The sequence below is a fragment of the Yoonia sp. D2-7 genome, assembly GCF_055809435.1.
Genome location: NZ_CM147912.1, coordinates 1,608,329 through 1,621,308, shown reverse-complemented (window position 1 = coordinate 1,621,308; position 12,980 = coordinate 1,608,329). Strand labels below are relative to the sequence as shown.

Annotated in this window: 13 protein-coding genes and 1 tRNA gene; 7 read left to right on the top strand and 7 right to left on the bottom strand. The window is 54.1% G+C overall.

All coding sequences use genetic code 11. The features are described 5' to 3' along the window. The first annotated feature begins 164 nt into the window (after positions 1–164). From rpsF to AC0L7R_RS07785, 4 genes are all read left to right on the top strand, one after another. Positions 165–521: a 30S ribosomal protein S6 gene (gene rpsF / locus AC0L7R_RS07800; protein ID WP_247128997.1), complete on the top strand. Its 357-nt coding sequence runs from the start codon at positions 165–167 to the stop codon at positions 519–521. A 24-nt stretch (positions 522–545) separates the two neighbouring features. Further along, positions 546–773 carry a 30S ribosomal protein S18 gene (gene rpsR, locus AC0L7R_RS07795; protein ID WP_055293050.1) on the top strand — a complete coding sequence of 76 codons (228 nt, stop codon included), beginning with the start codon at positions 546–548 and terminating at the stop codon, positions 771–773. A 12-nt stretch (positions 774–785) separates the two neighbouring features. Next, positions 786–1,394 carry a 50S ribosomal protein L9 gene (gene rplI, locus AC0L7R_RS07790; protein WP_473660077.1) on the top strand — a complete coding sequence of 203 codons (609 nt, stop codon included), beginning with the start codon at positions 786–788 and terminating at the stop codon, positions 1,392–1,394. A 211-nt stretch (positions 1,395–1,605) separates the two neighbouring features. Further along, on the top strand, positions 1,606–3,564 hold the full coding sequence (locus AC0L7R_RS07785; protein ID WP_473660075.1) for a bifunctional 2',3'-cyclic-nucleotide 2'-phosphodiesterase/3'-nucleotidase: 1,959 nt from the start codon (positions 1,606–1,608) through the stop codon (positions 3,562–3,564). Positions 3,565–3,625: 61 nt separating this feature from the next. Here the strand turns inward: AC0L7R_RS07785 and AC0L7R_RS07780 are convergent, their stop codons facing one another. The 3 genes from AC0L7R_RS07780 to AC0L7R_RS07770 all read right to left on the bottom strand — a co-directional run bounded on the left by AC0L7R_RS07780 (position 3,626) and on the right by AC0L7R_RS07770 (position 5,708). Continuing rightward, positions 3,626–4,102, bottom strand: coding sequence for a hypothetical protein (locus AC0L7R_RS07780; RefSeq protein ID WP_473660073.1), 477 nt, complete (start codon positions 4,100–4,102; stop codon positions 3,626–3,628). 164 nt (positions 4,103–4,266) lie between these two features. Beyond that, positions 4,267–5,598 (bottom strand): trigger factor, encoded by a 1,332-nt coding sequence (gene tig, locus AC0L7R_RS07775; RefSeq protein WP_348108945.1) that lies wholly within the window; start codon positions 5,596–5,598, stop codon positions 4,267–4,269. A 25-nt stretch (positions 5,599–5,623) separates the two neighbouring features. Continuing rightward, positions 5,624–5,708: transfer RNA gene (locus tag AC0L7R_RS07770), tRNA-Leu, on the bottom strand. A gap of 180 nt (positions 5,709–5,888) precedes the next feature. On the opposite strand from AC0L7R_RS07770, the gene AC0L7R_RS07765 reads away from it, so the two are divergent. Next, positions 5,889–6,353 (top strand): Hint domain-containing protein, encoded by a 465-nt coding sequence (locus AC0L7R_RS07765; protein WP_247128136.1) that lies wholly within the window; start codon positions 5,889–5,891, stop codon positions 6,351–6,353. Between the two features lie 72 nt (positions 6,354–6,425). On the opposite strand, the gene AC0L7R_RS07760 is transcribed toward AC0L7R_RS07765, so the two are convergent. Continuing rightward, a complete protein-coding gene (locus AC0L7R_RS07760) occupies positions 6,426–8,135 on the bottom strand; it encodes an NAD(P)H-hydrate dehydratase (RefSeq protein WP_473660071.1) in 1,710 nt (569 codons plus the stop codon). A gap of 173 nt (positions 8,136–8,308) precedes the next feature. On the opposite strand from AC0L7R_RS07760, the gene AC0L7R_RS07755 reads away from it, so the two are divergent. Then, positions 8,309–8,647 carry a P-II family nitrogen regulator gene (locus AC0L7R_RS07755; RefSeq protein ID WP_247128138.1) on the top strand — a complete coding sequence of 113 codons (339 nt, stop codon included), beginning with the start codon at positions 8,309–8,311 and terminating at the stop codon, positions 8,645–8,647. A 72-nt stretch (positions 8,648–8,719) separates the two neighbouring features. Then, the gene (glnA, locus tag AC0L7R_RS07750) at positions 8,720–10,126 is read left to right on the top strand and encodes a type I glutamate--ammonia ligase (protein WP_348394438.1); all 1,407 of its coding nucleotides are present in this window, start codon (positions 8,720–8,722) and stop codon (positions 10,124–10,126) included. A 133-nt stretch (positions 10,127–10,259) separates the two neighbouring features. Here glnA and AC0L7R_RS07745 read toward each other — a convergent pair whose 3' ends face one another. The 3 genes from AC0L7R_RS07745 to AC0L7R_RS07735 all read right to left on the bottom strand — a co-directional run bounded on the left by AC0L7R_RS07745 (position 10,260) and on the right by AC0L7R_RS07735 (position 12,902). Further along, the gene (locus AC0L7R_RS07745) at positions 10,260–10,829 is read right to left on the bottom strand and encodes a hypothetical protein (RefSeq protein WP_473660068.1); all 570 of its coding nucleotides are present in this window, start codon (positions 10,827–10,829) and stop codon (positions 10,260–10,262) included. Positions 10,830–10,911: 82 nt separating this feature from the next. Beyond that, entirely contained in the window at positions 10,912–12,114 is a 1,203-nt protein-coding gene (locus AC0L7R_RS07740; RefSeq protein WP_473660066.1) for a threonine ammonia-lyase, read from the bottom strand. Between the two features lie 62 nt (positions 12,115–12,176). Next, entirely contained in the window at positions 12,177–12,902 is a 726-nt protein-coding gene (locus AC0L7R_RS07735) for a heme-dependent oxidative N-demethylase subunit alpha family protein (RefSeq protein WP_473660064.1), read from the bottom strand. Positions 12,903–12,980 lie beyond the last annotated feature (78 nt).

Below are 12,980 nucleotides of genomic sequence, written 5' to 3'. Positions count from 1 at the left end.
TTATCGCTGAAATGGGTCTCATCGTTACTTGCAATGCGATACGTCGGCTGTATAAGGCACCGTCCGCTGCAACGTATATGAACTGCGCAGTCTCTCGTGATTGGGGTGCGGTGGACCTGAGATGCCCCTCTCTATGAAATGCGCTGAACATGAATGGAGATCGCATGCCGCTATATGAGCATGTTATGATTGCGCGTCAGGATTTGTCCGCCACGCAAGCAGAAAGCCTGATTGAACACTTCGGTACTGTTCTGTCCGATAACGGTGGTAAACTGTTGGAGAACGAATACTGGGGCGTCAAAACAATGGCGTACAAAATCAACAAGAACCGTAAAGGCCACTACGCCTTCTTGCGCACAGATGCACCTGCACCTGCTGTACAAGAAATGGAGCGTCTGATGCGCCTGCACGAAGACGTGATGCGCGTTTTGACCATCAAGGTCGATCAGCACGCTGAAGGTCCTTCAGTTCAAATGCAAAAACGTGACGAGCGGGACCGCGGTCCACGTGAACGTCGCTAATCGGATCAGGAAAGGACATTAATCATGGCTACTAAACCATTTTTCCGTCGTCGTAAGTCTGATCCGTTTGAGGGCGAAAACGCGCCTAAGATCGACTATAAAGACACTCGCCTTTTGCAGCGCTACATCTCTGAGCGCGGTAAAATTGTTCCAGCCCGTATCACAGCTGTTGGTGCCAAGAACCAGCGTGCGCTCGCTCGTGCGATCAAACGCGCGCGTTTCCTTGCCCTGCTGCCATACGCTGTAAAGTAAGGAGACTACACAATGGATGTTATCCTACTTGAGCGCGTCGCAAAGCTTGGCCAAATGGGCGAAGTTGTGTCTGTGAAGCAAGGTTACGCACGTAACTACCTGCTGCCACAAGGCAAAGCACTGCGCGTGAATGCTGCCAACATGGCACGTTTCGAAGCTGAAAAAGCACAACTCGAAGCACGCAACTTGGAAACCAAAAAAGAAGCAGAATCATTGGCTGAAAAGCTTGATGGTCAGTCCTTCATCATCATCCGGTCTGCGTCTGACGCAGGGTCGCTTTACGGTTCTGTTACACCACGTGACATTTCCGAAGCTGCGGATGCTGAAGGTTTCACTATCGACAAGCGTCAGGTTGTTCTGGCCGCTGGCATCAAGGATCTTGGTCTGCACACTGCAACCGTGAACCTGCACCCAGAAGTTGCTGCTGAAGTCACGCTGAACGTTGCACGTTCCGCTGAAGAAGCAGAACTGCAAGCGGCTGGTAAGTCGATCCAAGAACTGGCAGCTGAAGAAGAAGCAGCAGCTGAGTTCGAGATCAACGAACTGTTCGACGATATCGGTGGCGCGCAAATGGACGACGACGGCGACGAGGCACCTGCCCCGCGTTCCGACGAAGACTAAGTCGCACTGCGATGAATTTGAAAAGGCCGTAGCGCAAGCTGCGGCCTTTTTTGTTGCGGTGTGATTGTGACCGAAACCGGCACTGCACCTCTTAAAAACAAGGCATTTCCTGAACCTACCGTCACGTCATCAGATTTGGGTGCAGATTTTTCACCCTGTCGTGGAATTTCTGTTACGTTCATCCTCTTTAGTGGGAAAAAAAGGGGAAACCATGACACTTACAATGAATCGTCGCGGCTTTTTGGCTGGGACTGCTGGTCTTATCGCCATGCATCCATTCTCTGCCAGTGCAGCTAGCAATCAGGCCCATTTGCGCTTGATGGAAACCACAGATTTGCACGTCCACGTCTTTCCGTATGACTATTATGCAGACAAGCCGGTCGATACGGTTGGTCTTGCGCGCACCGCATCCATCATCGGTGAAGTCCGGGCCGAATCTACGAATTCACTGCTGATCGACAACGGTGATTTCCTGCAGGGTAACCCGATGGGCGACTACATCGCCTATGAACGCGGCATGAAAGACGGCGACATGCATCCCGTCATCACTGCGATGAACACGCTGGGCTTTGATGCGTCCACGTTGGGCAACCACGAATTCAACTATGGCATCAGCTTTTTGATGAAAGCGCTCGCCGGTGCCGACTTCCCCGTCGTCAGCGCGAACGTCGTCAAAGAAATGGGCGCGACCCCACGCGAAGATACCACGTTGATCAAGCCATACGTGATCATGGACAAGATGATCACCGACGGGAACGGCGAAAGCCACCCGATCAAGATCGGCATGATCGGCTTTGTTCCACCACAGATCATGAACTGGGACCGCAAGCATCTTGAAGGCAACGTGCAGACCCGCGACATCGTGGCGACAGCCAAAGCCTATGTGCCGCAAATGCGCGAAGAAGGTTGCGATATCATCGTGGCGCTTTGCCATTCAGGTATCGGGTCTGCGAACGCAGAAGACGGCATGGAAAACGCAGCGATTCCTTTGGCCGCTGTTGATGGCATCGACGCAATTCTGACCGGTCACAGCCACCTCGTCTTCCCATCATCCAAATACGCAGATCTTGATGGTCTCGACGTTGAAAAAGGCACGATTTCAGGCAAACCCGGCGTTATGGGTGGGTTCTGGGGCAGCCACATGGGTCTGGTTGATCTGCTGCTGGAACGCGACGGCAACGGCTGGCGTATTCTGTCGCACACATCCGAGGCCCGTCCGATTTCACAACGCAACGAAGATCGCAGCGTGACAGCCTTGGTTGAAAGCGACGAAACTGTGCTGGCTTCCGTGCAGCAGGACCACGACGACACGCTCGCCTATGTGCGACGCGCCGTTGGTAAAACTGACGCGGCATTGCACAGCTACTTTGCCTTGGTGGCAGATGATCCGTCCGTGCAAATCGTGTCCAACGCACAGCTTTGGTACATCAAAGACCAGATGGTCGGCACCGATTACGAAGGCCTGCCTATCCTATCTGCGGCAGCACCATTCAAAGCCGGTGGCCGTGGCGGTCCAGAATACTACACCGACGTGCCGGTGGGCGACGTCGCGATCAAGAACGTGGCCGATCTGTACCTCTATCCGAACACCGTACGCGCGGTGAAGGTGACGGGCGCGCAGGTTAAAGATTGGCTGGAACGCTCTGCGGGTATGTTCAATCAGGTTGAAGCTGGCGCATCCGATGCGACGTTGCTGAACCCGGACTTCCCGAGTTACAACTTTGATGTGATGGACGGCGTCGAATACCAAATCGACCTGTCCCAACCATCTAAGTTTGACCGTGACGGGGCTGTTGTGAACGCAGATGCGAACCGCATCGTGAACCTGACGTTTGAAGGCCAACCTGTTGATCCGGCACAGGAGTTCATCATCGCGACAAACAACTACCGCGCTTCTGGTGGCGGCAGCTTCCCTGGTGCCGATGGCAGCACGGTGATCTTTGAAGGTCCAGACACCAACCGCGACGTCATCGTGCGTTACATCGTGGACAAAGGCACGGTCAGCCCTGCCGCCGACGCAAACTGGTCGTTTGCAAGCATGGACGACACGACGGTTCTGTTTGAAACGGGCCCTGCGGGTGCGGCTTATGCGGCCGACGTTCCGGGTGTGTCGATTGAAGAAGCTGGCACAAGCGACACAGGATTCGCGCTGTTCCGCATCACGCTTTGACCTAGAAACGACGAAGGGCCGCAGGGAATCTGCGGCCCTTCTTAAGATTCCCTAGCTTTGCTTAGCGCGCGAAAGTTTCCAGACGCAGGTTGGCATTGCAATACTCGCCGTCGTAGGTGCCCATCCAAATGTCGATGCGACCATCAACGGGACGCGTGAGGACGATCTTCGGGTCAAGATTGCCGTTGTCGTCGTCGTCATAGTACCAGTTGGCGGATGACGTGTTGATCAGCAGAGCAGAATCGCATTCGCTGACGGCGCTGACCACCAAACGCAGACCGGACATACCAGACAGGGTGAACGAAAAATCTGGCTGGGATGTGAAGTACCCTGCCCCTTGATCCGTCCCCGGACGCACGTTCGAACAATTCCAAACGTAGTTTTCGCCACCAGCCACAACGCTGAATGTCTTCGGCGACCGCAACTGCGCGCCAGAGGCGGAATAAGCCTCTGCGGCCTGTATGTTGAAGTTGGGGCACGCGACCGCGCTTGAACCAAAACCAAGGGCAGCAACCGCCGCCAGAATAACTGTCTTCATAAATTCGTCTCCTCGAAAGCAATGATCAAACGATAGACGACAAAAGTGAAGCTGAGAACCACCTACGTTTCGGAAAACAGTCATGGTTTCCATACCTTACGGGCCTGAAACGAAAAAAGGCGCCCCGACTGGGACGCCTTTTCCAATTGATTTCAAGCTGGGATTTACTCTTCTTCGAGCTTCTCAACCGCAGCCTGCAAATCGTCTTTGCTGACTTCTTTTTCAGTGACTGTCGCTGCTTCAAAGATGTGATCAACAACTTTGTCTTCAAACATTGGTGCCTGAAGCTGCTGACGGAACTGTGCGTTCTGCTGAACGAATTCGAAGAACTGCTTTTCCTGACCCGGGTACTGACGCGCCTGGTTCATGATCGCTTGTGTCATTTCAGAATCAGATACCTGAACCTGTGCTTTTTGACCGATTTCAGCTAACAGCAGACCCAGCTTCACGCGACGACCTGCAAGCGCTTTGTGCTCGTCAGTTGCTTCGATTTCAGGGTGATCGTGGCCCTGAACGTCTGGGTTTTCTTCGTGCCACAGCTGGTGCGCGATTTGGTTCGCTTCAGCCGTTACAAGTGATTCTGGCAGTTCAAAGTCAACAACGCCGTCCAACTGGTCGAGCAATGCACGCTTTGTAACCGCGCGGGATGCACCAGCGTATTCAGCTTCAAGACGCTCTGTGATCTGCGCTTTCAGACCATCAAGGTCTTCTGCGCCGAACTGCTTTGCCATCTCGTCGTTGATCTCAGCAGCTTTTGGTTCTTTGACTGCTTTGATTTTGCATTCGAACACAGCAGCTTTACCAGCAAGGTGTGCGGCTTGGTAATCTTCAGGGAAAGACACTTCGACGTCTTTCTCTTCGCCAGCTTTCACGCCAACCAGACCTTCTTCGAAGCCCGGGATGAAAGAGTTGGACCCAAGAACCAGTGGGTAATCTTCAGCAGCGCCACCTTCAAAGGCTTCGCCGTCTACTTTACCCAAGAAGTCGAATACAACTTGGTCGCCGTCTTTGGCTTTAGAGCCTTTTTTGCGATCTTCGAAGTTTTGCGCGTTGGACGCGAGGTTATCCAATGCTTCTTTCACAGATTCGTCGTCGGCTTTCACAACCATACGCTCGAGTTTGATCTTGGAGAAATCAGTCTCAGGCACGTCCGGCAGTTTTTCGTAGGAAACGTTGACGTTGACGTCGTCGCCTTCTTTCCAGTCTTTGTCGGCCATAACCATTTCTGGCTGTGCAGCAGGACGGTCACCGGATTTTTCCATGTGCTCGTTCATTGCGCCGTCGATGGCTTCTTGCATCGCTTCGCCCATAACGCGCTGACCAAACTGCTTGCGCAGCATCGGCATAGGGACTTTCCCTTTACGGAAACCCTTCATTTCAACTTCAGGCTGGGCTTCTTTCAGCTTTTCTTCGACTTTAGCGTCAAGTTCAGCGGCAGTGACCGTGATCGCGTAACCGCGCTTCAGTCCTTCGTTCAGGGTCTCTGTGACCTGCATGGAATGTCCTTCATCTTCAAAACTTTGGTGCGGGTGAAGGGACTCGAACCCCCACGCCTCGCGGCGCCAGAACCTAAATCTGGTGCGTCTACCAATTCCGCCACACCCGCAATGATCAAACGGGGCAGGTTTTCGGGCCTGCCCCGCTAGGTTGGGCGCTGTCTAGCAAAGGTCGCAGGGGGATGCGAGCAGAAAAATCATCTAAAAATGAACCCTGACTTAACGCAATGTCGCCACATTTGGCCAACAAACCTGATTTCAACAAAGCGAACGAACTCGGGGACACGATAATGCATACTGAAATGACAGTTGAGACAGAACGCCAAGACGCAAAAACAGCCGTTCACACCGGTATTTGCGCAGGCACTTCTATCATGACTTTGGACGGCGAAATGCCGGTTGAGCATCTTTCAGTCGGCGATCGTGTCATCACCCGTGACAGCGGCATGAGCGTTGTGAAGAACATCACAATGAAGAAAGCCCAAATGCAGCCGATCCGCATCAAAGCAGGGTCTTTGGGCCATACGCGACCTGACCGCGACATGATGGTAACGGCCGGTGCCAAGCTTCATATCCGCGACTGGCGTGCAGAAGCCCTGTTCGGGACGTCATCTGCAAGCGTCGCCGCCGAGCGTCTGGTTGACGGTGAATTTCTGGCCGCAGCCGGTGCACGCGAAATGACCGTGTACCACATCGAATTCGACCGCGAACACATCATCTACGCTGACGGCGTTGAGATGATCGCGGGCGCATAACCCCACGACCACAAGACATCGAACAGGTTACTCGAGAGAAAGGCGCGTCCCCCAACGCGTCTTTTTTCGTGTCTAAACGCCCAATTCGCGGAAAACTTTCGGCAATTCTTCGGGTAAATCCTCGGCAATCAACCCCGGTCCGAACGACAGTGCACATTCTACATGCAACCAAGCACCTGATTCTGCCGCCTGCATTGGATCAAGCCCGCGGGCAAGTAATCCCGTGATAAACCCTGCGAGCACATCGCCAGCTCCCGCTGTTGCCAACCACGGAGCGTTCCGATCATAAAGCGCCGCATTGATGCTGCAGCGTCCATCAGGATGCGCAATTACCGTGTCCGGCCCTTTGAACAGAACGACACAGCCTGCGCGCTTTGCCGCCTCTCGTGTCGCGTCCACCTTTGAATATACTGGCCCCGTCGTCACCGGAGCGGCGAGCCGTTCTGCGATATCAGGAAACAGCCGCGCAAATTCACCGGCATGCGGCGTGATCACACAGTTTTCGGTCAAAGCAGCCATGAGATCGGGATCACGACTTATCAATGTCAGTGCGTCCGCATCCAAGACCGCCTTACGCGCGGTCCGCGTTCCAGACAGTATCGCCGCAACCAAATCTGCCTCACGCGGGCCAAGACCTAAGCCCGGGCCCACACAGATCGCGTTCAAACGATCATCGGTCAAAATGTCCGTCAACGCAGCGACGTCAGGCACCTTTCGGACCATCACAGCGGTCAATTGTGTGGCATGTTCAAGCAATGCAGACGGTGGACAGCCAACCGTGACCACACCCGCACCAATCCGTATCGCACCGCGTGCAGCAAGACGGGCAGCACCGCCCCTGCCCATCGACCCTGAGAGGACCAGGGCGTGACCGTGTAAGAATTTGTGACCAATGTATTTCCCCACAGACCACGTACGATTATCGGTGCTTACGATATCATCTAATGACAGGGACGTTCGATCATCGAGGCCAAGATCAACAACACTTATTTTCCTGCTATGCTGTGCACAATATTCTAGAAAATGCCCCACCTTCGGCTTGTGAAAAGTAACCGTAAGATCAGCTGCAACGCAGCAAGCTCGCGCGCCACCACAAAGATCGAAATCCGCAGCAACAATGCTTCGCCCGCTATCTGCACAAAACCCTGACGGGACATCAACCGCGACGACAGGCGGATAAAACGGACGCCGTTCGTCCAGAGAAAGAGCAGCGCCAGCATCGGAACAATCGCACAGATGACGCAATATTTTGCCCAAGCCAGCAATGGGCCTTGAGAGCCCGGTCCCAAACAAAGCATCGATATAAATGTCAGGCTCACCTTCCCGAAAACCCGTGAATTGATCATCCAGCGGCAAGACCTCCCCCAGAACACACCACAGCTCATAATTCACCCGCGCATCCGGTGATAAATTTCCGGCATCGCCATACAAAAATACCTGCACTTCCCAGCCAAGCCCATGCAATAACCGAGCCACAACAAACCCATCGCCGCCGTTATTCCCTGGGCCACATAGCACTACGGCACGTCGCTTTACCTCTTCTTTTGGTCCTAAATATCTCGGGGGTCGCCTTTGTTGCGCCATTGGTCCGAGTGACAATGGCGACGGGGCTGGCCCCCACGCTGTGCCCGCCGCAGGCGCAAGCTGTGGCCATTCAGCAAAAACCGCATCGACAACACCCTGCCCGGCCCGTTCCATCAGCTCCAGCCCTGTGACCTCACCACTGTCGATCGCAGCTTGTTCAATGGCGCGCATTTGGGCTGCAGTTAAGAGTTCGGTCATTTATCTGGCACCTTATGTTTACAAACCGCACATTATGGCGTCTATGTGATTAAAAATTAGGCACACCTAGTTTTTTGGAGGGTGGATATGACGCAAACTTGGCGCGTCAATTGTTCCTCCGCAACAGAAATGATCTGAGCATCACTGAATATATCAAGGGGAGTCGCGGGCCTATGAAAAAGATCGAAGCCATTATTAAGCCATTCAAACTCGACGAAGTGAAAGAAGCTTTGCAAGACGTAGGCGTCCAAGGTCTCAGCGTCGTCGAAGTCAAAGGTTTCGGCCGTCAGAAAGGCCACACCGAATTGTACCGTGGCGCGGAATACGTTGTTGATTTCCTCCCGAAAGTGAAAATCGAGATCGTTTTGGCTGATGATCAAGTCGATGCGGCTGTTGAGGCTATCATCGGTGCTGCGAAAACAGACAAAATCGGCGACGGTAAGATCTTTGTCTCCCCTGTTGAGCAAGCGATCCGTATCCGTACTGGCGAATCCGGCGACGACGCACTCTAAGGCGCGGCACACTGAGCCGCCCTACCGACCAACACACACCTAACACACGACACGAAACAAAAGGACATATCGATGGACAACAAAGCTGTTCTCAAAATGATCAAGGACGAAGGCGTTGAATACGTCGACGTGCGCTTCACAGACCCGCGCGGCAAACTGCAGCACGTGACTGTGGTCTCTGATCTGGTTGACGAAGACTTCCTCGAAGAAGGCTTCATGTTTGACGGGTCTTCCATCGCGGGTTGGAAATCCATCGATCAGTCCGACATGAAACTGATGCCACAAGCTGAAAGCGTCTACCTTGACCCTTTCTACGCTGAGAAAACACTTTGCATTCACTGTAACGTTGTTGAGCCGGACACTGGCGAAAGCTACACACGTGACCCACGCGGCACCGCTGCAAAAGCAGAAGCTTACCTGATCTCTTCCGGTATCGGTGACCAAGCATTCTTCGGCCCAGAAGCAGAATTCTTCGTCTTCGACGACGTGCGCTTCCAAGTGTCCATGAACAAAGTGTCCTACCAAGTTGATGCGCTTGACGGTGCATGGAACACAGACACAGAATACGAAATGGGCAACACTGGCCACCGTCCGGGCGTTAAGGGTGGTTACTTCCCTGTGAACCCAATCGACGACGCACAAGACATGCGCGGCGAGATGCTTTCTACAATGAAGCGCATGGGCATGAAGGTCGACAAGCACCACCACGAAGTGGCGTCTTGCCAGCACGAACTGGGCCTGATCTTTGGTACGCTGACGCACCAAGCTGACGAGATCCAGAAGTACAAATACGTTGTGCACAACGTAGCCCAAGCCTACGGCAAATCCGCGACATTCATGCCAAAGCCAATCGCTGGCGATAACGGCACAGGTATGCACGTGAACATGTCCATCTGGAAAGATGGCAAGCCATTGTTCGCAGGCGACAAATACGCTGATCTGTCACAGGAAGCCCTGTACTTCATCGGTGGTATCCTGAAGCACGCGAAATCTCTGAACGCGATCACAAACCCGTCCACAAACTCTTACAAGCGTTTGATCCCGGGCTTTGAGGCACCAGTTCTGCGCGCCTACTCTGCGTCTAACCGGTCCGGTTGTGTCCGTATTCCTTGGGCCGAATCCCCCAAGGCAAAACGCGTCGAAGCACGTTTCCCTGATCCAGCAGCCAACCCATACCTGTGCTTCGCAGCACTGATGATGGCTGGCCTTGACGGCATCAAAAACAAAATCGACCCGGGTGCAGCATCTGACAAAGATCTTTACGATCTGCCACCAGAAGAGCTGGCTGAAATCCCAACTGTTTGTGGGTCCCTGCGCGAAGCGCTGGAAGCTCTCGAAGCAGACCATGATTACCTGATCGCTGGTGACGTATTCACCAAAGACCAGCTGCAGGGCTACATGGACCTGAAATGGGAAGAAGTGTACGCCTACGAGCACACACCACACCCAATGGAATACAAGCTGTACTACTCCTGCTAATTTGGCAGAGGCTTGAAATTAAGAAGGGCGTCCCAAGCGGGGCGCCCTTTTTTAGTGACTTTGTTGCATTCACTTTCTTTTCGCCTAACGGCTCAAAAGGCCAATCGTAATAAGTCCCCGTCAGGTCCATGCATTAATGGTGCTGCGTCACACAGTCTTCGAAAAATTTGGAGCCGAGAACTGTTTCCACGCTCAAATTTGGAATGTCTGCATCAATGAAACAATCTAACGCAGCCACATTTTCAAATCCTGAGTTCTCGAAGCTTGATTTCAAGGCAAATGCCAAAGCGTTGACGTGATTACTTAGTGTCGTCGCCTCATCGGGGGAAAGGCGAGCATACTCTCGTAGGATCGCAAACTTATAGGCAGCTGACCTTACCGTATCATTTTCCGGCAAGACCGCGAGCGCGCTCATCAGTATCACGCCTTTGCCCATGACGGAAGGCTCAGAGAGGACACTTGATTTGAACAAGACATAGTAGATGTAATCGGCTTGTGCCAACGTCCCGATCGAAAACCTAGCCCGGGATGATATCTCATTGTAGCGCAAAAAGATCGTGCTAAGTCGGTCGCAAGGCTCTACCCCATTGAGTGCGGACTTTGGGAAGTCCAGCATTTCTTCAGCCGTCTTACAATCAGCAAGCGCGATCGTTGGAGCGAACAATACTGTTGCAAGTGCAAAAGCAATTCTTCTAAAAATCATAGAAAATCTTTCTCGTTACTGTACTAAAAAATCTCTAGTCTTGCTAGAATGGTACTCGAGAGTTCGAGCACACCGCCACCGCTCAAACCACCCGCACCCTTAACCCGGCCCCCTCCAGCACCCCCAATATCTCGTCCACATGGAACTGGTCCCGCGCTTCGATCACCACTTCCAGCTCCGCTTGTTTCAGCGATACCGATTGCATCATGCGTTGGTGGATCACTTCGATCACGTTGGCCCCTGCGTCCCCGATGATCTGTGAAATCTTGGACAGTTGCCCCGGCGTGTCTGCGATTTCGAACACCAGTCGTGTGATCCGACCGTCCCGCATCAGCCCCCGCACGATCAGCGTGGACAGCACACGGCTGTCGATGTTGCCCCCACAGATCAGCAGGCCGACCTTCTTGCCCGCGAATTTGTCGAGGTTGTTTTTAATCACCGCAAGGCCCGCGCCCGCCGCCCCTTCGGCCACGAGTTTTTCCACCGACAGCAGGTCAAACACGGCCTGTTCGATCTCGACCTCGGTTGCCGCATCCACGCGGTCCACCAGATCGCGGATCACGGCGAGGTTTGCCTCCGCAGGTGCTTTCACTGCGATCCCTTCGGCCAAAGTCGCACCACCGAAATGTGTGCTGGATTGATCAAAGTTTGCCTTAGCCGCGTCAAACAAATGCGCCTGTGCCCCAATCACTTCGATCTGTGGCTTTAATCCCTTCGCCGCCGTGGCCATCCCCGCAATTAGCCCACCGCCGCCGATAGGCACCACAATCGCATCCAGATCAGGTTCCTGCGCCAACATTTCGAGCGCTACGGTGCCCTGCCCCGACACGACCTCTGGATCATCAAATGGATGCACAAAGGTCATCCCTTTTTCCTCTGCCATATCCAGCGTGAACTGCACGGAATCGTCAAAACCTACGCCGTGGATCACGACCTCGGCTCCCATGTCTTTGGTTCGCTTCACTTTGTTAAACGGCGTCCCTTCGGGCATCACGATCACCGCAGGAATGCCCAGACGATTGGCGTGATAGGCCAGTCCTTGCGCGTGGTTCCCAGCCGAACAGGCAATCACACCCGCCTTTTTCGCAGCGTCCGACAGCGTCAGCAATTTCGCCAATGCCCCCCGCGCCTTGAACGCGTTCGTGTGCTGGAGGTTTTCAAGCTTGAGGTACAGATCAACGCCCAGATGCTGCGATAGCCGCGTGGCCTTGACCATAGGCGTTTCAATCGTCGAGGGTTTGATCGCCGCATGAACGGCTTGGATGTGGGAAAGCGTGACGACCATTTCGGGCTCCTTCAACTGTTGGTCCAGAGGTAGAACAGCCGCCGCGCCCCGTCCATCACGTTTCACGCAAGGGCGACGACCGTGTGGATCGCAAAGACCACGGCGCGGGTCTGCGGGAGCCGGAACAACGTCTGACGTTCGCTGCGTTCATAAAGGCTTTGCGCTGTGCCGACGGGGCGTGGGTTGCCTTCCGTCCGTGGTTGATACAACGCCGGATCGTCGTACCGTAGCAGGTTGGCACGCCAGAGCGGTCGCCCGACCTGGATCCCGTCAAACAACCGCTGCACACGTTTCGCAAGGTTAGCGTCGTATTCCGGTACCGGATTATGGATCGCGGTCAGCGGTTTGCCGATCTTCTGCGCCAGCGTCCAAGACGCCGGAAAACAGAGCAATGCGGCGGTCATTCCGTGCACGTCACCCATGGGCTGATGGATCACCAAATCCTCTTGCAGGAGCTGCGACAGCACTTGCAAGGGCGCGCCGGACGTGTCGACATACCGCCCGTCCGGACAGATGACTTTTGTCGCCAAGACATCAAAACCGGCGCGGTGTTTCAGCAGCTTCAAAACCTCGACCAGTAGTTCAGCCGCCGCGTCGTCTGCTTCCGGCAATTGGCGCAGGACGTCCGTGGGCCGTTCCGCGCGTAACGTCTGTTTCAATGCGATCTGATCCGCATAGGAACCGTCTGTTGTAATCCAATCCATCCCCGCAACGGGCTGTATCCCAGGCAGGCGCGCAGCCGCCGCTTGGCGTTGGTTTTCAGGGATTTGGCCAAGGATCATCGTCATGGAAACTATCTACCCAAGACAGACACAAACGTCACCATTGCGTGACAAGCCCACGCAAAGATTGCACCGCCCGCGTCC